Origin of the sequence: Burkholderia lata (assembly GCF_902499335.1) — a bacterium.
Lineage (GTDB): Bacteria > Pseudomonadota > Gammaproteobacteria > Burkholderiales > Burkholderiaceae > Burkholderia > Burkholderia lata_B.
Map to the genome: position 1 here is coordinate 25,952 of NZ_CABVQK010000013.1, position 19,977 is coordinate 45,928.

A 19,977-nucleotide genomic window follows, 5' to 3' on the forward strand; every position below is an offset into this window, starting at 1 on the left:
CTGACCCGGCAGCGGCGAATTCCGCCTATTTGGGATCGCGAGCGGGAACGGACACATTGCCGCAACGCAGCAATGCACGCGCGCGAGCGGCCGGCACCCGGCGGGCCTGAACGGCGGGGCATCAGAAGATCAGGCGCAGCGCGGTGAACACGAGCATCCCGACGACGATCGTGCCGAGCATGCTGCGCCGCCACAAAAACCAGCCGAGGCCGGCGAGCGCCGCGTAGAACGGGTGATTGGACAGCGCGAACGACAGCCCGGCCGGCGTTTCGAGCACGTCGGGCAGCACGACGGCGACCAGTGCCGCCGCCGGCGCGTAGCGCAGCGCGCGCTGCGCGCGTTCGGGCAGCACGGTGCGTTCGCCGCCGATCAGGAACAGCGCGCGCGTGACGGCCGTGACGATCGTCATCCCGATGATGACGATCCAGATTTCCGTCGCGCTCATTCGATCTCCTTCTCGTGCACGGTTTCGGTGCGGATGCGCCGCCAGTCGGCCCGCTCGACGAAGAAATCGGCCGTGCAGCCGGCCGCGAGCGCGGCGAGCACCGCGAGCGGCAGCGCGAGCCGGTACGGCAGGTCGAACGCGACCAGCGACACGACACCGGCAACCGCGACGGCCGCGAGCGTCGAGCGATTCGCGACCGCCGACACCATGATCGGGATCAGCGCGAGCGTGCCGGCCAGTTCCAGCCCCCAGCTCGCGGGGAAGAAGCTCGCGAGCAGGATGCCGGCGAGCGACGACACCTGCCACGACAGCCAGCTCGCGAGCGCCATCCCCCAGAAATACGCCTCCTTGCCGGGCACGTGGCCGTAGGCGAAGCCCTGTTTCTGGAACAGCAGGTAGATCACGTCGCCGTTGAAATAGCCGATCGCGAGGCGCCGCCACAGCGGCAGGTAGGAAAAATGGGGAGCAAGCCCGGCGCTGAAGATCACGAAGCGCGTGTTGACCATCGCGGCCGTGAGCAGGATGGTCCAGATCGGCAGCTTCGCCGCGAGGAGCGGCAGCACCGCGAGCTGCGACGAGCCCGCGTAGACGAGCAGCGACATCGCGCTCGCCTGCCCGAGGGTCATTACCGACTTGCTCATCGCGATACCGGTGACGAGCCCCCACGAGAAAATCGCCATCAGCGTCGGGGAATAATCGCGCGCGCCCTGGATCAGCGCGAAGCGGTCGGTGGCGGACAATCGAGCGAGCATGGGAAGCGGGCCGCAGCGGGCGGTTCGTCGGGGCGCCGGCGCCTCCTGCCGGTACGACCCGTCGTTATTGGAATCGGTACCGGGCGATTATAGCGCCGGCCCCGCGCCGACCGACCGGATCGCCTTCAAATGACGCTAAAATAAGCGTCTTTCCGGCTCAACGCTGCATACAACCGCATCCCAGGAGAAATCTATGTCAATGGCCGACCGCGACGGCAAGATCTGGATGGACGGCAAGCTGATCGACTGGCGCGACGCCAAGATCCACGTCCTGACCCACACGCTGCACTACGGCATGGGCGTCTTCGAGGGCGTGCGCGCGTACAAGTCGGCCGACGGCAGCACCGCGATCTTCCGCCTGTTCGAGCACACGAAACGTCTGCTGAATTCGGCGAAGATCTTCCAGATGGACGTGCCGTTCGACCGGGAAACGCTCGAAGCCGCGCAGCTCGAAGTCGTGCGCGAGAACAAGCTCGAGTCGTGCTACCTGCGCCCGATCATCTGGGTCGGTTCGGAAAAGCTCGGCGTGTCCGCGAAGGGCAACACGATCCACGTCGCGATCGCCGCATGGCCGTGGGGTGCGTACCTCGGCGAGGAAGGCCTCGCGAAGGGCATCCGCGTGAAGACGTCGTCGTTCACGCGCCACCACGTGAACGTGTCGATGGTCCGTGCAAAGGCGTCGGGCTGGTACGTGAACTCGATCCTGGCGAACCAGGAAGCAACGGCCGACGGCTACGACGAAGCGCTGCTGCTCGACGTCGACGGCTACGTGTCGGAAGGCTCCGGCGAGAACTTCTTCCTGGTGAACAACGGCAAGCTGTACACGCCCGACCTGTCGTCGTGCCTCGACGGCATCACGCGCGATACCGTCATCACGCTCGCGAAGGACGCCGGCATCGAAGTGATCGAGAAGCGCATCACGCGCGACGAGGTCTACACGGCCGACGAAGCGTTCTTCACCGGCACGGCCGCTGAAGTCACGCCGATCCGCGAGCTCGACAACCGCACGATCGGCAGCGGCGCGCGCGGCCCCGTCACGGAAAAGCTCCAGTCGGCGTTTTTCGATATCGTGTCGGGCAAGAACGCGAAGTACGCGCACTGGCTGACGAAGGTCTGAGCGCGCCGCGCCACCGACCGCCCCACAAAAGAGTGATAAGAGAAAGTCTCATGAGTGAAATCAAGGAAATGCCGCTGGTCGAGCTGACGGCCAAGGATCTTCCCGCGTACTGCCCGAACCCGGCCATGGCGCGCTGGAGCGCCCACCCGCGCGTCTTCATCGACGTCTCGCACGGCGAAGCACGCTGCCCGTACTGCGGCACGCGCTACAAGCTGCGCGACGGCGAGGTCGTCAAGGGCCACTGAGCCCCGGCGGCCGGGCCTGCAGGCTGATGCAGGCCCGCCGACCCGCAAGGCGGCGCAGCCGGATGGCCGGCGCGCCGCCCTTCTCCATTCTGGCAACCCGAACGCGGCGCCCGAGCGCCGTGCTTCATTACGACATCGGAAGTCGACCTGATGCGTCGAGCGCTGGTTATCGCACCGAACTGGATCGGTGACGCATTGATGGCGCAGCCGCTTTTTGCGCTGCTGAAGAAAAACCATCCCCGCATCGCGATCGATGCCGTCGCGCCCTCATGGGTCGCGCCCGTGCTCGAACGGATGCCCGAGATCCACGATGTCTACGCGACCGATCTCGCGCACGGCAAGCTGCAGCTGCTGCGCCGCTGGCAGCTCGCGAGCGACCTGCGCGACGTCGGCTACGACGCGGCGTACGTGCTGCCGAATTCGCTGAAATCCGCGGTGATCCCGTGGCTCGCGAACATCCCGCTGCGGATCGGCTATACGGGCGAGCACCGCTATGGGCTGCTCAACGTGCGGCACGCGAACCCGGACAAATCGGGCGAGCGGCCGCCGATGACGACCCACTACGCGGCGCTCGCGTACGCGCCGGGCGCGAAGCTGCCCGAGTCGATGAAGACGCTGCCCGCGCCGCGCCTCGACGCCGACCTGAACGAGACGGCGCGTGTGTCCGCGCGTTTCAATCTCGATACGCGCAAGCCGCTCGTCGTGTTCTGCCCCGGCGCCGAATACGGCCCGGCCAAGCGCTGGCCGCCCGAACACTTCGCATCGCTCGCCAACATCGTCCATCAGTCGTTCCCGTACACGCAGATCGTCGCGCTCGGCTCGCAGAAGGATGCGGCGGCCGCGCAGGCGATCGCCGACCACGCGCCGAACGTGCGCAACCTGTGCGGGCAGACGTCGCTGTCGGAGGCCTGCGCGCTGATCGCGCGCGCGAACGCGGTGGTCACCAACGATTCGGGGCTGATGCACGTTGCCGCCGCGCTACGCCGGCCGCTCGTCGCGCTGTACGGATCGACCGATCCGCGCCACACCCCTCCGCTGTCGGACCTGGCGAAGGTACAATGGCTTCATCTCGAATGCAGTCCCTGCTTCGAACGCGAGTGCCCGCTCGGCCACCTGAAGTGCCTGCGCGAACTCGGTCCCGAGCAGGTATTCGGCGATTTGCGCGGCATGCTCGTCGGGCAGCGCTGACCCTGGCCGGCAGCGTCGCACGACGCGCCGGGCAATCCGATTCACCGGTGTACGGCGGCTCCATCCGGGCCGCCGTGCTGAATACGGCGCGCGACGCGCGCGAGAGATAACCCCGATGCCACGTTTTGCCCGCCTCTTCGAAGCCGCCGCCGATACGCTGAACGCCTACTACCAGGCCGTCGCAGATGCCAATCTCGACGCGCTGCTGGGATTGTGGATCGACGAGGATTTCGCCAGCTGCGTATGGGCGGACGGCGAGCATCTGCACGGCCTCGACCAGATCCGCAGCGGGCTCGCCAACCGGCTCGCCACGCGCCCCGTGACGATCGAGCCGCTCGACATCCGCGTGTACGACAGCCTCGGCACGGTCGTCTATACGATCGCCGAAGCGCATCAGCAGGCCGACCTGACGGCCGAACCCGACATGGTTTTCGCGACGTACGTGATGATTCACGAACGTGGCGAGTGGCGCATCGCGCATATTCACGCGAGCCCGATTCCCGAACAAGCGGCCGGACAATTCGCCGCGAAGATCCGTCACGGGCAGGGTCCGCTGCACTGACGAAAAGACGAAGCAACGCATACGCGGGGCGATCATGAGTACGGCTTCTCCGCCCACCTCGCCGCTGACCGGGGCTCCGGCCCCCGACGACGACATTCTGCGCTATCGCGCACCACGCTGGCTGCCTAACAGCCATGCGCAAACCATCGTGCCCGCGCTGTTCGCGCGGCGCCCCCTCGTCGCCTACCGACGAGAGCGATGGGAAACCCCCGATCACGACTTCATCGATCTCGACTGGGTCGCCCATCTCGACAGCGCGGCGCCGCGGCCCGATGCGCCGCTGTTCGTGCTGTTCCACGGCCTCGAAGGCAGCTCCGGCTCGCACTACGCGCTCGAGATGATGGCCGCCGCGCGCGCGAAGGGCTGGCACGCCGTCGTGCCGCACTTCCGCAGTTGCAGCGGCGAGATCAACCGCCAGCCGCGCTTCTACCATCTCGCCGACAGCGCCGAGGTCGACTGGATCCTGCGCCGGCTCGCCGCGCAGCATCGCGGGCCGCTCGTCGCGGCCGGCGTGTCGCTCGGCGGCAACGTGCTGCTGCGCTGGCTCGGCGAGCATCGCAGCGACACGTCGATCCTGCGGGCAGCCGCCGCGATCTCGACGCCGATCGACGTGCACGCCGGCGGGCGCGCACTGTCGCAAGGCTTTGCGATGGTCTACACGCGCAGCTTCCTGAAGACGCTCAAGCGCAAGGCGCTTGCGAAGCTCGACCAGTACCCGGGGCTGTTCGACCGCGAAGCGATGCTGCAGGCCGTGACGATGCGCGACTTCGACGAAGTCGTGACCGCGCCGCTGCACGGTTTCGCGGATGCGGACGACTACTGGACGAAGGCGACGACACGGCCGCTGCTGCCCGCGATCGACGTGCCGACGCTGATCCTCAACGCCCGCAACGACCCGTTCCTGCCCGAATCGGCGCTGCCGGGCCCGGCCGACGTATCGCCGGCCGTCGAGCTCGACCAGCCCGCGGCCGGCGGGCACGCGGGATTCATGACCGGGCCGTTCCCCGGCCGCCTCGACTGGCTGTCGGCGCGGGTGTTCGGCTATTGCTCCAAATTCGTCGACCATGGATGACATCGTCAGGCAGGCCCTCGCCAAATGGCCGAACGTGCCGCACTGTACCGGCTGGCTGCTGCTCGACCGGCGCGGCGAATGGCGGCTGCGCGACGACGCGGCCCAGGCGGCCGGCGAGCTCGGCTCGCCGATCCGGCATGCGGCACTGAACGCGTTCATCGGCCGCAACTACGAATGCGATGCGCAGGGCCAGTGGTTCTTCCAGAACGGGCCGCAGCGCGTGTATGTCGAGCTGGCCTATACGCCGTGGGTCGTCCGGCTCGCCGAACGCGACGGGCAGCTCACACTCACCGACCAGACGGGCACGCCGTTCGAACCGGGCGAAGCCTGGCTCGACGACGCGGGTGGCGTGCTGTTTCGCGCGGCCGGCACGCCGCCGCGCATCGCGGCGCTGCACGATCACGATCTCGGGCTGTTCGCCGATCACGCGGATTTCGACGCCGCGCCGCCCGTGCTGCGCTGGCGCGACGACCGCACGTTGCCGCTCGGCAGCATCGTGTCCACCGACGTGCCCGCGCGGTTCGGCTACGTCGCAAGCCCGGCGCAACAAGCCCGCGACACGGCTGACAGCGGCAACTGACCCGCAGCGGCCTCGCCCGCGTTCGCCGCACGCCGGCCGCTACCCGCGGCCGTTCTTCTCGTCTTCACGCTCTTCCTTGTAACGCGCCTCGAATTCCAGCAGCCGCGCGCCGATCATCGACTGCTCGTAGAACGACACGTCCTTCGCGTCGCGCGCTTCCTTCAGCTGGCGAATCGCCGACGGCCACGCGCCGTCGAGCGCCAGCTTCTCCGCGAGCGCGCGGCGCCGCGCCAGCAGGTCGCCCTTGCCGTCGCTCGCCTTCGCGAGATAGTCCCACCAGTCCGGCTGCTCGGGGTCGGCCTTCGCCTGCGCGCGTGCCTGCGCCTGCGCTTCGGCGAAACGGCGCGCCGCGATCAGTGTCTGAAGATGCGCGACGATCGCGGCGTGCGACGCCGGCCAGCGCCGCTGCGCGAGCGCCGCGAGCCGCACCGCGTCATCGGTGCGCCCCGCGCGGCGCGCGATGTCGGCGGCCAGCACGTCGAGGCTCGGCGAGCTCGTCGCCGGATCGTCCTCGCGCCGCTCGCGCGCGTCGAACGCGGTGCGTGCCGACGCAAGCGCCTTGCCCGCTGCGTCATAGTCACCGAGCAGCGCGTCGGCAAGCGCGATGCCGTACCAGTTCGCCGCGACGTTCGGCGCGGTGCGATCGTCGATCTCGGACTGCATCCGGCGCGCTTCGGCCGCGATGTCGGTCGGTGCGCGGTTCTGCAGCACGCGCAGCCGCGCGCGCACGAACCCGTACTCGGGTGACTGGCGTGGCTGCCGGTACGGCGCGCGGCGCGCGCGATCCTCCATGTCGGCGATCCGCTCGCCGGTCAGCGGGTGTGTGCGCGCATAGGCCGGCACGCCCGCATCGCCCATCGACGCGCGGTCGAGCCGCTCGAAGAAGCCCGGCATCCCGTACGGGTCATAGCCCGCGCCCGCGAGCAACTGGAAGCCGACCCGATCGGCCTCGCGCTCGGCCGAGCGCGAGAAGCGCAGCTGGTTGTCCACCGCGTAAGCCTGCCCGCCCACCGCGATCGCGCTGCCGAGGTCGCCGCTTCTCGCGAGCACGCCGGCCAGCACGCCGAGCAGCATCGTCGCGAGCGCCGTGTAGCCGGTCTTCTCGTTCGCACCGATCATCCGCGCGATGTGCCGCTGCAGCACGTGCCCCATCTCGTGGCCGACCACCGACGCGAGCTCCGACTCCGTCTGCGTCGTGACGACGAGCCCGCTGTTGATCCCGATGAAGCCGCCCGGCATCGAGAACGCGTTGATCTGCGGATCGCGCACCGGGAACAGGTCGAAGTCCGGCGTGTAGCCGCCGATGAAGCGCGCGGCTGCCGCGGCCGCGAGCCGCGCCGCCATCGCGTTCAGGTAGTCGCGCACGAGCCAGTCGTCGAGATAGTCGGGATCGCGCCGCACTTCGCGCATCACGCGTTCGCCGAGCCGGCGCTCGGCCTGCGGTGTCAGCGAACCGCCGGAACCGTCGCCCAGGTCGGGCAGCTCGAGCGCGCGCAGCGGCGCACGCAGGCTCGCGGCCGGCGCCGATGCGCCGCCCGCGTCCGAAAACCGGCTCTCCGCGCCGCCGTAGGTGCCGAATACGCCGGCCGCGATGCCGGACGGCACGGTGGAAATCGACCGGTCGCCGCCGGCCGCCGATTCGAGCGGCGGCGCGGACACACTCTGCGCATGGCCGCTCGGCGGCAATGCGAGCACAGCCGACAGCGACACGGCAAGCAACTGTTTGACACGCATGGCAGGATGAAAGCGACGCCGTCCCGCGCGCCGGGCGCGCATCGCGGCGTTTGGTCTGAATATTCGGGTCATTGTACCGGCGACATCGCGACTGTCCCGTGCGGCATGGGCACCAACTGCGCACCCGGCGCCGCGAATGCCACTGCTATGATAGGCGCCCGTTGAAACGTTGGATCGGATCGGGGGGACTGGATTCAGCGCCCTGCTCGATCGCAACGCAGATCGACGGACGTGCTCGCGCGAGCACGCCGTTCCACTGGAGCATGACATGTCAGGACTCACCCATTTCGACGCCGCAGGCCATGCACACATGGTCGACGTCGGCGGCAAGCAGGAAACCCAACGCATCGCGATCGCGCGCGGCACGATCCGGATGCTGCCGGCCACGTTCGCGCTGATCCGCGACGGCAAGGCCAAGAAAGGCGACGTGCTCGGCGTCGCGCGCATCGCGGCCATCCAGGGTGCCAAGCGCACGGCGGACCTCATCCCGCTGTGCCATCCGCTCGCGCTGACGCGCGTGGCCGTCGACTTCGAACTCGACGACGCGCAACCGGCCGTGCACTGCGTCGTGCAGGTCGAAACGTTCGGCCGGACCGGCGTCGAGATGGAAGCGCTGACCGCCGTACAGGTCGGGCTGCTGACCGTCTACGACATGTGCAAGGCCGTCGATCGCGGGATGGTGATTACCGATGTGAGCGTGCGTGAGAAACGCGGCGGGAAGTCGGGGGACTGGAAGGCGGAAGACGCGGCGGGTTGAGCGCCTGCGGCGACAGCAGCCATTTACGAGGCATCGTCGGCCGTAACGATGCCCCGTTCGAACGATAAAAAACCAGAAGAACACAGCACAAATGAAGAACCTCACGCTGAAACACGGCGCGCCGCTGCTGTGCGCGCTCGCCCTGTTGCCGGCCGCCGCATCGGCCGCCGGCACCTGCCCCGCCGCCGACACCGCCGCGCGCGCGGCCATCGATGCCCAGCACCGCGTCCAGCAGGTCCGTATTCCGCCGAGCGACGGCAGCGGTGTCGACATTCCGCCGCCGCTGCGCGACGCGCTGCGTGCGTACAAGCAGGCGCTCGTCGGTACGATCGATGCGCGGCTCGCGTGCAGCGACGAGCAGGTCGACCCGGCCGCACTGAAGCGCACGCTCGCGGCCGCGCTCGGCGTGCCGGCCCGGCCCGTCCAATCGAAAGACGGCGAATCGGCGTTCGGCCGCAATCCGGACGTCGACGTCGAGCGCGGCGGCACGTCCCGTCCGTTGCTGTTCGTGCGCGCCGGCCTCGACATCGCATGCGGCGACGACAACCTGCTGACCGCTTACGCATGGGAAAACGGCGCCTGGCGACGCGTGCTGCGCTGGCAGGCCGACGGCTACCAGGACATCGGCGGCGCGTACGGCAGCGGCTTCTGGTTCTCGGCGCTGCCAGGCGGGCAGGTCGCGGTTGTCCACGGTACACCGTCGTGCGCGTCGCGATGGAGCCAGTTCGCCGCGGACGTGGTCGCACCGGCCAACGGCTCGGCCGCGCAACGCACGGTGTTCCATTCCGAGAACGGCTACGTGATCGATGAGAACCCGATCCGGTTCAAGGTGCGCCCCGACGGCTTCGAGGTACGCGCGACGGTCGGCTCGATGGACAGCGAAGTGATGACGCGGCCCGGCGTCTTCCGCTATCGCGTCGACGGCGGCACCGTTCAGCGCGTACAACCCGTCGCGCTCAACGGCCGCGATTTCGTCGACGAATGGCTGAAGGCGGACGATGCGCTGGCGCGCGAATGGAGTGAGCCCGCCGCCGCAGCGGCAGCGCTGAAAGGCCGGCAGGCGTTCGACAAGGCCGGCAAGGCGGCAGGAAGGGGGTTCGCGTACGGCCCGGTGCGCAGCTGCTCGGACAGCAAGGACCGCTTTCAGGTTGAACTCGATCTGACGGGCACCACCGGGGAAACGGTCGCGCGGCACTATGCGCAGATTCGCCAGGAGCGCAACGGGTTCACGCTGCTCGGGCTGAGCACGGCAGCCGAGCCGGCTTGTCGCGGCGCGAACCTGATGCCGCAGCACTGAACGTCGGGCGCTTGCGTCGCAATGGCCGCGCGCATCGACTGTCAGCGGCCATGCACAACGAAGCGACTGGCAGGCAACGAAACCGGACGGCAACCCGCACGCAGGCCGCGCCGCCCGCGCATCACTGGCCGCGCTGCGGCTCGAACACGAACGGTTGGGTCAGCAGGAACGGGTTCGCGGTCGCGCCCGTCTGCACGCACGTCGCGTGCGTCATCGCGTCGACGGCCGCGCGATCGGCCGCCGCATTGCGGCTGCTCGTCGTCACGGTGACGTTCTGCGCTTCGCCGGACGTCGTCATCAGCGCGCGCACGAGCACGGTCGCCGGGCGCGTGAGCGGCTTCGCGGTATCCGGATAGACGGCGCGTGGAATGTGACAGGTCAGCTTGCTTTCCTGCGACGACGACAGCATCGCGCAGCCGGAAAACAGCATCGCGACGGCGGGCAGGATCAGGTAAGTCGAGCGAATAGCCATGGTCGAATATCGTTCTTCATCACGGTTCCGGACGCTCGCGCCGCGCACCGGGAAACCTCGCCCGGCCGCATCGCATGCGTCACACTGCGCCGCGGCCATCGGACCGGCGCCCCGTTACGGCCGCACGGCCGATCGATGCTCGGCCGCGATCCTGCGTGGCGGACTTCCCGGGTAGCCGGGTTCTGCCGCTGTTCGCGCTTGCCCAATCCCGATACGGGCCGGTACGCAAGCGCTTTCGCGCATTGTGCACGCGCGGCCCGGCGAGCGGCCGCGATTTGACAATGATTGACGCGAATCTCCCGGCCTTCAGCCGGAATCCGCGCAATCCGCGAGGTAATCGATACGCGGCCGAATTCGCGCGATTGGCCGGGTTCGCGCCGGGCTGTAGCGCCCGACGCTCGCCGCGGTTTCCTCACGGCGCGGCACCTGCCGGAATTCCCCGTTCCGGCAGGTGCCGCACGCATCAATCCGAATCGTCGTCGTCCTCGTCGTCGGCCGCATCGGCAGGCACTTCGCCGTATTTCGCGACGACCGCCGCCTTGAACGTCTTCAGCGCCGGCTGCTGGTCGCACAGCTTGTACAGCGCCGCCAGTTGCTGCGGCCAGTCCTTCAACTCCTTCGCAAACACGTGCAGGCGCGCGACGGTGTCGAGCGCATCGGCTTCGCGGCCGGCCAGCGCCTGCAGCGCTGCATAGCGGCGCAGCACCGTCTCTCCGGGCAGCAGCGCGATCGCCCGCTCATGCGCGGCGAGCTTGGCCGGCAGGTCGTCCGCCGAAATCGGGAGCAGCGTGGCCGCACCGTATTCGCCCCACGCGCCGAACAGCAGCGACGGCGCATCGCGGTACTGCGCGGCCGGATCGCTGCCGTAATACAGCACTTCCGCGCGCTGGTAGTCGCGCAGCACCGGCACCGCCGCCAGCACACCGCCGACCGACAGCACCGCGAACAACCCGAATGCCGCGCGCCCCGGCAGGACGCGCAGCGGCTTCACTTCGAGCAGCCCGATCACGAACATCGCCGGCAGCAGGAAGAACATGTACTGCTGCGGATACTCGACCAGCGCGTGCATCAGCAGGATGCCGATCAGCGCGAAGCCGAACACGCGCATGCTCGACTGCGGCGCGCGCACCGCACGCACGAACCACGTCACGAGCGCGACGACGAGCACACCCAGACCGACGAGGCCGGACTTCGCGAGCAGGTCGATGAAGATGTCGTGCGAGTTGTTCGCGATCTCGACGCCGCCGAGCGAACGCACGAGCGCGAACTGGTGCGACGGGAACTCGCCCCAGCCGACACCGAGCAGCGGATGCTCGCGGAACATCGCGAGCCCGTACTTCCACAGCGCGAGGCGCGGCGCGATCTGCCCTGCGTCGCGCATCCGGTCGGCCGCGGATTCCGCGAGATTCAGGTGATAGTGCACGTTGGCCCAGCGCACCGCGACGTTCACCGCGATGAACGCCACCGCGAGCACGACCGGGATCAGCCACGCGCGCGCATTGCCCGGCGCGCGGCGCGATTCGAGCCACGCCATCCAGAAGCCCGCGACGACCATCACCGCAACCTGCAGCCACGGCCCGCGCGACACCGTCAGCGCAAGACCGACCGACAGCCCGATCGACAGCACGAACCACGCCCAGACCGCGAGCCGGCGCGTCTGCACGAGATACAGCGCGCCCGCGAGCGCGAACGCGATGTAGCTGGCCAGATGGTTCGCCTGCGCCATGTTGCCGTACGGGCGGCGATCGACCGCGACGTTGTACATCACGACGAACGGCGACAGCGCCGACTCGAGGTGAAACAACTGCACGATCTGGGTTCCGACGGCGAACACGCCGCCGACGAGCAGCGCGCCGGCCATCATCCGCGACACGGCCTCGGCCAGCCCTTCGCGCGCGAGCGCATAGCCGGCCTGCATTGCGACCAGCGCGGCGGCGAGATAGCCCACCGCCAGCCAGTTCATCGACGGCACCTTGAGCGCGATCAGCGCGACCTGCGCGATGAGCACCACGGCGAACCCGAGCGGCGCGACGAACGCGGCCGGCGCGGCAAACGGCTCGGCCGGGCGACCGGTGCGCGCGAGCAGCACGACGGACACCCCCACCAGCAGATACAGCACCAGCGCGGAAAACTCGGAATAGAAAGTCGGGATCGGATACGTGTGATTCGTGATCGCGTACGGCACGATCAGGGCGACAGCCAGCGCAACGAGCGGCAACGAACGGGAAAAAGTAGAAGGCATGAGCGAACCGGATGTCAGCAACCGGCGCACTATACAAAACTTTGCCTCCTCTGTGCGGGGCCTTCGCGCGGCGACCCGGCACGGGGCGGCCGCCCCGGCCGGCTGAAGTGGCGGCCGGCATGCTGCCCGCGCCGCCCTGCTCCGCCGCCGGCACTACGCGCGGCACTCCGCCGGTGCATATTTCGCAGGCAGCGTCGCGGCGTCACCCGGCAACGGCCCGGCCCCCGGTGCCGGCAGCGACGACGCATCCTTGCCGGCCGCGAAGCACTCCCATGCGATCGCACCGGCCTGCATCGCGCCCTTTTTGAGCGGCACGCGCGCGGTGGGCGCGTCGGCCTTGTCCGGCGCGGACGGTACGAGCACCAGCGTATTGGCGCCGGCCGTGGTGACGCGGGTGGTGAAGGCGACCGTGATCTGGCCGGTCTCGCCGTCGATCGCGACGGATTCGACGTTGCGGGTCGCGGCCGGCGGGCTGTAGCCGCCGTCGAGGCTCGCGCCGCTTGCGGCGTTGTCGGCCACGGCAAGCCGCGCGGACGACGCAAGCGCGAGCCCCTCGCCGACGCGCGAGCGCGCGAGGTAATCCTGGTACGCGGGAATCGCATAGGCCGCGATCACGCCGACGATCGCCAGCACGATCATCAGCTCGATCAGCGTGAAGCCGGCCGGCCGCCAGCGCGGCGACGGCCGGTTCGCGCGCCGCAGATCGGCGGCAACGCGACGGAACAGGGAAACGGAAAAGGCTTCGAACATGGCAGGCTCCGGAAACGAAAAACGCCTGCCGATAAAGGCAGGCGTCTCGATCGTAGCCAGCGGGCCGTGAATCCGGCAGTCAGCCGGACGGCCAATGTCAGTGCGCGTGCGGCACGTCGCGGCGCTTCCTGAGCGTGTAACCGATCGCCACGACGAACAGCGCGCCCGCGATGCTCGCGCCGTAGAGCGCCGCCGGCGTATCGAGCACCGGCCAGCGATCGCCGACCGGGTCGTTCACGATCAGGCCGCCCGCGATCCAGCCGAGCAGCCCGGCGCCAAGTGCCACGACAATCGGGAAACGGTCGAGCAGCTTCAGCACCAGCGTGCTGCCCCACACGATGATCGGCACGCTGACGAGGAGCCCGAAGATCACGAGCGGGATCCGGTGCGACGGGTCGGCCTGCTCGGCCGCGCCGGCGATCGCGATCACGTTGTCGAGGCTCATCACGGCATCGGCGATCACGATCGTCTTCACCGCGTCCCATAGCCGGCTGGCCGGCTTGATGTCGTCGTGCGCGTCGCTGGCCGGCGCCATCAGCTTGATGCCGATCCACAGCAGCAGCAGCCCGCCGCCGAGCTTCAGGAACGGCACGTCGAGCAGCGCGACCGCGAACGTGATCAGCGCGACGCGCAGCAGGATCGCGCCGGCGGTGCCCCACACGACACCGCGCAGGCGCTGGTTCGCGGGCAGGTTGCGGCAGGCGAGCGCGATCACGACCGCGTTGTCGCCGCCGAGCAGGATATCGATGATGATGATCTGGAATACGGCGCCCCAGTGGAGCGACGTCAGGAATTCGAGCATGGCGTGACGGGCAGGACGGCGGCCGCCCGCGGGCGGCCCGGTTCATCGCCGGCACATGCGCGATGCATGCCCGGTGCTTACGAATTCATTGCGCGAGCATAACAAAAAACGCCGGCAAAGCCGGCGTTTTTCGCAGGACGAACCCAGGCGGAAATATTACAGCGCCTTCTTCAGCAGACGGCCCATTTCCGACGGGTTGCGCGTGACGGTGATGCCGCACGCTTCCATGATTTCCAGCTTCGCTTCGGCCGTATCCGCACCGCCCGAGATCAGCGCGCCGGCGTGGCCCATGCGCTTGCCCGGAGGCGCCGTGACGCCAGCGATGAAGCCGACGACCGGCTTCTTCATGTTGTCCTTGATCCACTCTGCCGCATTGGCTTCGTCCGGACCACCGATTTCGCCGATCATCACGACCGCATCCGTATCCGGATCGTCGTTGAACATCTTCATCACGTCGATGTGCTTCAGACCGTTGATCGGATCGCCGCCGATACCGACTGCCGACGACTGGCCGAGGCCGAGTGCCGTCAGCTGCGCAACGGCTTCATACGTCAGCGTGCCCGAACGCGACACGACGCCGATGCGGCCCTTGCGGTGGATGTGACCCGGCATGATGCCGATCTTCAGCTCGTCCGGCGTGATCGTGCCCGGGCAGTTCGGCCCGAGCAGCAGCGTCTTGCGGCCTTCACGGCGCATGCGGTCCTTCACTTCGATCATGTCGCGGACGGGGATGCCTTCCGTGATGCAGATCGCGAGATCCAGATCGGCTTCGACCGCTTCCCAGATCGCAGCAGCTGCGCCTGCGGGCGGAACGTAGATGACCGACACGGTCGCGCCGGTTTCTGCCTTCGCTTCCTTGACGCTTGCGTAGATCGGAATGCCTTCGAAGTCTTCGCCGGCCTTCTTCGGGTTCACGCCCGCGACGAATGCTTCGCGGCCGTTTGCGTACTCACGGCAGGCGCGCGTATGGAACTGACCGGTTTTGCCGGTAATGCCCTGCGTGATGACCTTCGTGTCCTTGTTGATCAGAATCGACATGTATTTTGACCTCTGTTCGATTGGCGTCGCGAACGAACCGCGCCGCCATGCGTGTTCATTAGCGCGCGCTTACTTGCCTGCGGCAGCCGCGACGACCTTCTGCGCAGCTTCTTCCATGCTGTCCGCCGAGATGATCGGCAGGCCCGAATCGGCCAGCATCTTCTTGCCGAGGTCCTCGTTCGTGCCCTTCATGCGCACGACGAGCGGCACGTTCAGGTTCACGGCCTTCGAACCGGCGATCACGCCTTCCGCGATCACGTCGCAGCGCATGATGCCGCCGAAGATGTTCACGAGGATCGCCTTCAGATCCGGGTTCTTCAGCATCAGCTTGAACGCTTCCGTGACCTTCTCGGTCGTCGCGCCACCGCCGACGTCCAGGAAGTTCGCCGGCTCGCCGCCGAACAGCTTGATGGTGTCCATCGTCGCCATCGCCAGGCCTGCGCCGTTCACGAGACAGCCGATGTTGCCGTCGAGCGAGATGTACGCGAGGTCGAACTTCGACGCTTCGATTTCAGCCGGATCTTCTTCGTCCAGGTCGCGGTAAGCGACGATTTCCGGGTGGCGGAACAGCGCGTTCGAGTCGAAGTTGAACTTCGCGTCGAGTGCGATGACCTTGCCGTCGCCGGAGACGTTCAGCGGGTTGATTTCAGCCAGCGATGCGTCGGTTTCCCAGAATGCCTTGTACAGGCCTTGCAGGATCGCGCGTGCTTGCGGAATCGAAGCAGCCGGCACGCCGATCTTCGCGGCGAGGTCGTCGGCTTGCGCGTCGAGCAGGCCCGTCGACGGCTCGACGATGACCTTGTGGATCAGTTCCGGGTGCTTTTCGGCAACTTCCTCGATGTCCATGCCGCCTTCGCTCGAACCCATCAGAACGATCTTTTGCGTCACGCGATCGACGACGAGGCTGACATACAGTTCCTGCTTGATGTCGGCGCCTTCTTCGACCATCAGACGGTTGACCTTCTGGCCTTCCGGGCCCGTCTGGTGCGTGACGAGCTGCATGCCGAGGATCTGGTTCGCGTATTCGCGAACCTGCTCGATCGACTTCGCCACCTTCACGCCGCCGCCCTTGCCACGGCCACCCGCGTGAATCTGAGCCTTCACGACCCATACCGGGCCGCCGAGCTCTTCTGCCACCTTGACGGCCTCGTCAACCGAGAACGCCGGCTTGCCGCGCGGTACCGCGACTCCGAATTTCCGCAGGATTTCCTTACCCTGGTACTCGTGAATCTTCATGCGTGATTCCCTTCAGTCTGAGAGTTGAATGAAAAGTCGCTTTAGACGCTTCTTCGAATGATTTCCGTTCATTCCTTCGTGCTGCCTTCACCGGGCACGTCCGGCCGTCTCGCGCCATACCAGCGCGGGTAGTACTGCCGCACGACCTCGCCGTCGAACCGCAATGCCCGGCAGCGGCCGAGCTGGAAAGGCGCTTCGTCGTGCACGCCGCCGTGATCCGGCCCTTCGCCCCCCTCCTCGCGCACGTTCCACACATCACCGGCGAACGCCTGGATCGCTGCCGTCGGCAGCACGGCGCACAGTTCGGTGAGATGGGAGCAGCCTGCGACGCCGGCGAGCAGCCGGTTCGCATTGCGGCGGAAATTGCGGAAGAGATTGAGCCCGATCAGGGCCCGATAGGCGGGAGAGGCGGATTGACAGTGACCAGGATAGGGAACCCATTCCGAAGACGCTTCGGCGTCGACGACATTGAGGTCACGATCGATAGTCACGCGCAGCCAGAGTTCGTGGATCGGCAGGCCCTGGGGCCGGATGCCCGACGCAAGCGCGACATCGCGCGGCTTGTGGTCGGTCAGGCAGGCTTCGATGTCCCACAAGCCGTCGCCGCGCTCATACGCTTCCGCTCGGATTGCGCGTTGATGTCGCAACTGACGGGGCACGGGCTCGGATAGCGGCATGCTGGAGGTTGAGGCCGAAGAGGAAAACCCGTGGATTTTAGCATATTGGGTATTTGAGACAGTTTGACGCGACGGCGGGTATTCCCGCCTGTCCGGAAGTGGTTGCGTTGCAGCAAAATCGCGCGCCACGCGCGCGATCGGAGCAGTCAGTCGTCGATCGGGAAATCGTCGCCGACCTTCAGCAACTTCACGATGGTCGCGCTCGAGAAGCCGCGTGCGGCGAGAAAGCGCGCCTGCTTCGCACGTTCTGCCGGCGTTTGCGGCAGTGCACCGAATTTCTTGCGCCAGACCGCCTGCGCACGCGCCCATTCGGTCTCGCGGAGCTGGGCATTCACCTCCTCGACGAGCGTGTCGCCCACCGCATGACGCTTCAGCTCGCTGACGATGCGCGCGACGCCCACACGCGACGCGCGACGATGCACGAGACTCTCGGCAAAGCGTGCATCGGACAGCCAGCCTTCCTGTTCCAGCGCATCGAGTACGGGGTCGACGGATTCGTCTTCGCCGACGTAGGGCGCGAGCTTGCGCGCGAGTTCCGTACGGCTGTATTCGCGGCGGGATAGATAGCCGAGCGCGCGGCCCTTCAACGATCGCTGAGGCTTCGACGACTTGCGCTCGGTAGCGCCCGGAGCGTCGCTTGACGAAGCACTGGAAGAAGCACCCGACGCGCGACGTGTGCGGCGCGGATGCTGGCTGCTGCGCGTATAGACATCTTCCCTGGCCGGCGCCGATGCATCGGCTGCGCGATCGCCCGGGAAGCTGACACCGGAAACACGACGGCGGGAGCGGTCGTGCGCGTCGAACGATTCATCGTCGTCGAACGGATCGTCCGGTGCGGCAATCTCAAACGAAACGAGGGCATCGTCGGATGCCCTCGTCGCGGTGCGGTTCGCGGCATTGCTGCCCGCGCCCCGCCGATCGGCGCCCGAGGATCCGGCTCGCCGGCCGGAGCGACCTGCCGTTTCGGGCACGTCGCTCTCCTCCGGCTCGCCAGCCTGACCTCGGCGCCCGACCATCACTCTTCTTCGTCCATCGCCTCGGCTTCGTCCTGGCCTGCACCATCGGGCATGGCGACCACGCCGAGCGATTCGCGAATGCGGTTCTCGATCTCGCGTGCGATTTCCGGATTCTCGCGCAGGAATTCACGCGCGTTGTCCTTGCCCTGGCCAATCTTCTCGCCGTTGTAGCTGTACCAGGCGCCCGCCTTGTCGACGATCTTCGCCTGCACGCCGAGATCGATGATCTCGCCCTGACGCGAAATGCCTTCGCCATACAGGATGTCGAAGATCGCTTCACGGAACGGCGGCGACACCTTGTTCTTGACGACCTTCACGCGGGTTTCGTTGCCGATCACCTCGTCGTTCTTCTTGATCGAGCCGATCCGGCGGATGTCGAGACGCACCGACGAGTAGAACTTCAGCGCATTACCGCCCGTCGTGGTTTCCGGGTTGCCGAACATCACGCCAATCTTCATCCGGATCTGGTTGATGAAGATCACGAGGCAGTTCGTACGCTTGATCGTGCCGGTCAGCTTGCGCAGCGCCTGCGACATCAGGCGGGCCTGCAGACCCGGCAGCGAATCGCCCATCTCGCCTTCGATTTCGGCCTTCGGCACGAGCGCCGCGACCGAGTCGATGACGATCATGTCGATCGAGCCCGAGCGCACCAGCGCGTCGGTGATTTCAAGCGCCTGCTCGCCGGTGTCCGGCTGCGAGATCAGCAGCTCGGGCACGTTCACGCCGAGCTTCGCTGCATATTGAACGTCGAGCGCGTGCTCGGCGTCGATGAACGCTGCGGTGCCGCCGATCTTCTGCAGTTCGGCGATGACCTGCAGCGTGAGCGTGGTTTTACCGGACGATTCCGGACCGTAGATCTCGACCACCCGGCCGCGCGGCAGGCCGCCGACGCCGAGCGCGATATCGAGACCGAGCGAGCCCGTGGACACGACCTGGATGTTCTCGGTCGCCTCGCCGTCGCCCATGCGCATGATCGAGCCCTTGCCGAACTGCTTTTCGATCTGGGCAAGCGCGGCGGCCAGCGCCTTGCTCTTCTCGGCGGTCATCCCGGAGCCCTTCTTGCTATCTTCCATGAATCGTCCTTTGCTATGATGAGCAGCGTCTGTTAAAGGCGCGCCCGCTTTCAAGCGCCGCCCACGAATGCAGACACTGTATAAAAAAACAGTGTTTTGTGCAAGCCCGCAATGCAGGCTGCGTTGTACACGAATAACTTCGGAGACAGCCGGCCGGCGCGAACGCCCTGCCGGCCATCGGTCAGCACCATGCGAATTCTCATCGCGGAAGACGACAGCATACTCGCGGACGGCCTCACCCGGTCACTCCGCCAATCGGGCTATGCGGTCGACCACGTGAAGACTGGCGTCGACGCCGATACGGCGCTGTCGATGCAGACATTCGACCTGCTGATCCTCGATCTCGGGCTCCCGAAAATGCCCGGGCTCGACGTACTCAAACGCCTGCGCGCCCGCAATTCCAACCTCCCCGTGCTGATCCTGACGGCCGCCGACAGCGTCGACGAGCGCGTGAAGGGGCTCGACCTCGGCGCCGACGACTACATGGCCAAGCCGTTCGCGCTCAACGAGCTCGAGGCGCGCGTGCGCGCGCTGACCCGGCGCGGCGCGGGCGGCGGCCCGACCGTCGTGCGCCACGGCTCGCTCGCGTTCGACCAGGTCGGCCGCATCGCGTATGCGAACGACCAGGTACTCGACCTCTCCGCGCGCGAGCTCGGCCTGCTCGAAGTGCTGCTGCAGCGGATCGGCCGGCTCGTGTCGAAGGAACAGCTCGTCGACCATCTGTGCGAATGGGGCGAGGAAGTCAGCAACAACGCGATCGAAGTCTACGTGCACCGGCTGCGCAAGAAGATCGAACCCAGCGGCGTACGGATCTCGACCGTACGCGGCCTCGGCTATTGCCTCGAGAAGGTCACGCCCGCCGCGCCGGCCGACACGGCCGCGCCCCAGCCCGCGGTGGCCGGCACGCCGCTGCGCTGAACCC

General features: G+C 67.4%; 22 protein-coding genes. 9 read left to right on the top strand and 13 right to left on the bottom strand.

Annotated elements, in window-relative coordinates; all coding sequences use genetic code 11:
* Positions 1–121: 121 nt before the first annotated feature.
* Both BCO18175_RS28620 and BCO18175_RS28625 read right to left on the bottom strand, forming a co-directional pair.
* Positions 122–445 carry an AzlD domain-containing protein gene (locus BCO18175_RS28620; RefSeq protein ID WP_059523415.1) on the bottom strand — a complete coding sequence of 108 codons (324 nt, stop codon included), beginning with the start codon at positions 443–445 and terminating at the stop codon, positions 122–124.
* Positions 442–1,197 (bottom strand): AzlC family ABC transporter permease, encoded by a 756-nt coding sequence (locus BCO18175_RS28625; protein ID WP_174915334.1) that lies wholly within the window; start codon positions 1,195–1,197, stop codon positions 442–444. The genes BCO18175_RS28620 and BCO18175_RS28625 overlap by 4 nt, the downstream gene beginning before the upstream one ends.
* A gap of 193 nt (positions 1,198–1,390) precedes the next feature.
* Between BCO18175_RS28625 and BCO18175_RS28630 the strand changes: the two genes are divergently transcribed.
* The 6 genes from BCO18175_RS28630 (at position 1,391) to BCO18175_RS28655 (ending at position 5,961) form a co-directional block, all read left to right on the top strand.
* Positions 1,391–2,314, top strand: coding sequence for a branched-chain amino acid transaminase (locus BCO18175_RS28630; RefSeq protein ID WP_174915335.1), 924 nt, complete (start codon positions 1,391–1,393; stop codon positions 2,312–2,314).
* Between the two features lie 50 nt (positions 2,315–2,364).
* Positions 2,365–2,559: a zinc-finger domain-containing protein gene (locus BCO18175_RS28635; protein ID WP_006749970.1), complete on the top strand. Its 195-nt coding sequence runs from the start codon at positions 2,365–2,367 to the stop codon at positions 2,557–2,559.
* A gap of 150 nt (positions 2,560–2,709) precedes the next feature.
* Entirely contained in the window at positions 2,710–3,747 is a 1,038-nt protein-coding gene (gene waaF / locus BCO18175_RS28640) for a lipopolysaccharide heptosyltransferase II (RefSeq protein WP_174915336.1), read from the top strand.
* A gap of 115 nt (positions 3,748–3,862) precedes the next feature.
* Entirely contained in the window at positions 3,863–4,309 is a 447-nt protein-coding gene (locus tag BCO18175_RS28645) for a nuclear transport factor 2 family protein (protein WP_006749968.1), read from the top strand.
* A gap of 34 nt (positions 4,310–4,343) precedes the next feature.
* The gene (locus BCO18175_RS28650) at positions 4,344–5,381 is read left to right on the top strand and encodes a hydrolase (RefSeq protein WP_174986026.1); all 1,038 of its coding nucleotides are present in this window, start codon (positions 4,344–4,346) and stop codon (positions 5,379–5,381) included.
* Complete coding sequence (locus BCO18175_RS28655; RefSeq protein WP_174986028.1) at positions 5,374–5,961, top strand: DUF2946 family protein; 588 nt, start codon at positions 5,374–5,376, stop codon at positions 5,959–5,961. The genes BCO18175_RS28650 and BCO18175_RS28655 overlap by 8 nt, the downstream gene beginning before the upstream one ends.
* Before the next feature lie 39 nt (positions 5,962–6,000).
* Here the strand turns inward: BCO18175_RS28655 and BCO18175_RS28660 are convergent, their stop codons facing one another.
* The gene (locus BCO18175_RS28660; RefSeq protein WP_174986030.1) at positions 6,001–7,695 is read right to left on the bottom strand and encodes a M48 family metalloprotease; all 1,695 of its coding nucleotides are present in this window, start codon (positions 7,693–7,695) and stop codon (positions 6,001–6,003) included.
* A 268-nt stretch (positions 7,696–7,963) separates the two neighbouring features.
* Between BCO18175_RS28660 and moaC the strand changes: the two genes are divergently transcribed.
* Positions 7,964–8,452 carry a cyclic pyranopterin monophosphate synthase MoaC gene (moaC, locus tag BCO18175_RS28665; RefSeq protein WP_174986033.1) on the top strand — a complete coding sequence of 163 codons (489 nt, stop codon included), beginning with the start codon at positions 7,964–7,966 and terminating at the stop codon, positions 8,450–8,452.
* 91 nt (positions 8,453–8,543) lie between these two features.
* The gene (locus BCO18175_RS28670; RefSeq protein ID WP_174986035.1) at positions 8,544–9,749 is read left to right on the top strand and encodes a hypothetical protein; all 1,206 of its coding nucleotides are present in this window, start codon (positions 8,544–8,546) and stop codon (positions 9,747–9,749) included.
* Between the two features lie 121 nt (positions 9,750–9,870).
* On the opposite strand, the gene BCO18175_RS28675 is transcribed toward BCO18175_RS28670, so the two are convergent.
* The 10 genes from BCO18175_RS28675 to BCO18175_RS28720 form a co-directional block, all read right to left on the bottom strand.
* Entirely contained in the window at positions 9,871–10,221 is a 351-nt protein-coding gene (locus tag BCO18175_RS28675) for a TonB family protein (protein ID WP_089426248.1), read from the bottom strand.
* A gap of 463 nt (positions 10,222–10,684) precedes the next feature.
* The gene (locus tag BCO18175_RS28680; protein ID WP_174986037.1) at positions 10,685–12,463 is read right to left on the bottom strand and encodes a PglL family O-oligosaccharyltransferase; all 1,779 of its coding nucleotides are present in this window, start codon (positions 12,461–12,463) and stop codon (positions 10,685–10,687) included.
* 153 nt (positions 12,464–12,616) lie between these two features.
* Positions 12,617–13,213 (bottom strand): pilin, encoded by a 597-nt coding sequence (locus BCO18175_RS28685; protein WP_174967564.1) that lies wholly within the window; start codon positions 13,211–13,213, stop codon positions 12,617–12,619.
* A gap of 97 nt (positions 13,214–13,310) precedes the next feature.
* A complete protein-coding gene (locus BCO18175_RS28690) occupies positions 13,311–14,015 on the bottom strand; it encodes a TerC family protein (RefSeq protein WP_174986039.1) in 705 nt (234 codons plus the stop codon).
* Between the two features lie 156 nt (positions 14,016–14,171).
* Entirely contained in the window at positions 14,172–15,053 is an 882-nt protein-coding gene (gene sucD / locus BCO18175_RS28695; RefSeq protein ID WP_006477916.1) for a succinate--CoA ligase subunit alpha, read from the bottom strand.
* A 69-nt stretch (positions 15,054–15,122) separates the two neighbouring features.
* Positions 15,123–16,289 carry an ADP-forming succinate--CoA ligase subunit beta gene (gene sucC, locus BCO18175_RS28700; protein WP_132022571.1) on the bottom strand — a complete coding sequence of 389 codons (1,167 nt, stop codon included), beginning with the start codon at positions 16,287–16,289 and terminating at the stop codon, positions 15,123–15,125.
* A gap of 68 nt (positions 16,290–16,357) precedes the next feature.
* On the bottom strand, positions 16,358–16,966 hold the full coding sequence (locus BCO18175_RS28705; protein WP_174986041.1) for a DUF2889 domain-containing protein: 609 nt from the start codon (positions 16,964–16,966) through the stop codon (positions 16,358–16,360).
* Positions 16,967–17,112: 146 nt separating this feature from the next.
* The gene (gene recX, locus BCO18175_RS28710; protein ID WP_174986043.1) at positions 17,113–17,982 is read right to left on the bottom strand and encodes a recombination regulator RecX; all 870 of its coding nucleotides are present in this window, start codon (positions 17,980–17,982) and stop codon (positions 17,113–17,115) included.
* Positions 17,982–19,055 (bottom strand): recombinase RecA, encoded by a 1,074-nt coding sequence (gene recA, locus BCO18175_RS28715; protein ID WP_041492942.1) that lies wholly within the window; start codon positions 19,053–19,055, stop codon positions 17,982–17,984. The genes recX and recA overlap by 1 nt, the downstream gene beginning before the upstream one ends.
* Before the next feature lie 50 nt (positions 19,056–19,105).
* Positions 19,106–19,246 (bottom strand): hypothetical protein, encoded by a 141-nt coding sequence (locus tag BCO18175_RS28720; protein ID WP_153488778.1) that lies wholly within the window; start codon positions 19,244–19,246, stop codon positions 19,106–19,108.
* On the opposite strand from BCO18175_RS28720, the gene BCO18175_RS28725 reads away from it, so the two are divergent.
* A complete protein-coding gene (locus BCO18175_RS28725; RefSeq protein ID WP_174986045.1) occupies positions 19,245–19,973 on the top strand; it encodes a response regulator transcription factor in 729 nt (242 codons plus the stop codon). The two genes, BCO18175_RS28720 and BCO18175_RS28725, sit on opposite strands and share 2 nt — an antisense overlap.
* The last annotated feature ends 4 nt before the right edge of the window (positions 19,974–19,977 follow it).

Coding starts and splice junctions, on each gene's coding strand:
- BCO18175_RS28620 (WP_059523415.1), bottom strand. CDS start 445: ATGAGCGCGACGGAAATCTGGATCGTCATCATCGGGATGACGATCGTC.
- BCO18175_RS28625 (WP_174915334.1), bottom strand. CDS start 1,197: ATGCTCGCTCGATTGTCCGCCACCGACCGCTTCGCGCTGATCCAGGGC.
- BCO18175_RS28630 (WP_174915335.1), top strand. CDS start 1,391: ATGTCAATGGCCGACCGCGACGGCAAGATCTGGATGGACGGCAAGCTG.
- BCO18175_RS28635 (WP_006749970.1), top strand. CDS start 2,365: ATGAGTGAAATCAAGGAAATGCCGCTGGTCGAGCTGACGGCCAAGGAT.
- waaF (WP_174915336.1), top strand. CDS start 2,710: ATGCGTCGAGCGCTGGTTATCGCACCGAACTGGATCGGTGACGCATTG.
- BCO18175_RS28645 (WP_006749968.1), top strand. CDS start 3,863: ATGCCACGTTTTGCCCGCCTCTTCGAAGCCGCCGCCGATACGCTGAAC.
- BCO18175_RS28650 (WP_174986026.1), top strand. CDS start 4,344: ATGAGTACGGCTTCTCCGCCCACCTCGCCGCTGACCGGGGCTCCGGCC.
- BCO18175_RS28655 (WP_174986028.1), top strand. CDS start 5,374: ATGGATGACATCGTCAGGCAGGCCCTCGCCAAATGGCCGAACGTGCCG.
- BCO18175_RS28660 (WP_174986030.1), bottom strand. CDS start 7,695: ATGCGTGTCAAACAGTTGCTTGCCGTGTCGCTGTCGGCTGTGCTCGCA.
- moaC (WP_174986033.1), top strand. CDS start 7,964: ATGTCAGGACTCACCCATTTCGACGCCGCAGGCCATGCACACATGGTC.
- BCO18175_RS28670 (WP_174986035.1), top strand. CDS start 8,544: ATGAAGAACCTCACGCTGAAACACGGCGCGCCGCTGCTGTGCGCGCTC.
- BCO18175_RS28675 (WP_089426248.1), bottom strand. CDS start 10,221: ATGGCTATTCGCTCGACTTACCTGATCCTGCCCGCCGTCGCGATGCTG.
- BCO18175_RS28680 (WP_174986037.1), bottom strand. CDS start 12,463: ATGCCTTCTACTTTTTCCCGTTCGTTGCCGCTCGTTGCGCTGGCTGTC.
- BCO18175_RS28685 (WP_174967564.1), bottom strand. CDS start 13,213: ATGTTCGAAGCCTTTTCCGTTTCCCTGTTCCGTCGCGTTGCCGCCGAT.
- BCO18175_RS28690 (WP_174986039.1), bottom strand. CDS start 14,015: ATGCTCGAATTCCTGACGTCGCTCCACTGGGGCGCCGTATTCCAGATC.
- sucD (WP_006477916.1), bottom strand. CDS start 15,053: ATGTCGATTCTGATCAACAAGGACACGAAGGTCATCACGCAGGGCATT.
- sucC (WP_132022571.1), bottom strand. CDS start 16,289: ATGAAGATTCACGAGTACCAGGGTAAGGAAATCCTGCGGAAATTCGGA.
- BCO18175_RS28705 (WP_174986041.1), bottom strand. CDS start 16,966: ATGCCGCTATCCGAGCCCGTGCCCCGTCAGTTGCGACATCAACGCGCA.
- recX (WP_174986043.1), bottom strand. CDS start 17,982: ATGGTCGGGCGCCGAGGTCAGGCTGGCGAGCCGGAGGAGAGCGACGTG.
- recA (WP_041492942.1), bottom strand. CDS start 19,055: ATGGAAGATAGCAAGAAGGGCTCCGGGATGACCGCCGAGAAGAGCAAG.
- BCO18175_RS28725 (WP_174986045.1), top strand. CDS start 19,245: ATGCGAATTCTCATCGCGGAAGACGACAGCATACTCGCGGACGGCCTC.
- BCO18175_RS28720 (WP_153488778.1), bottom strand. CDS start 19,246: ATGGTGCTGACCGATGGCCGGCAGGGCGTTCGCGCCGGCCGGCTGTCT.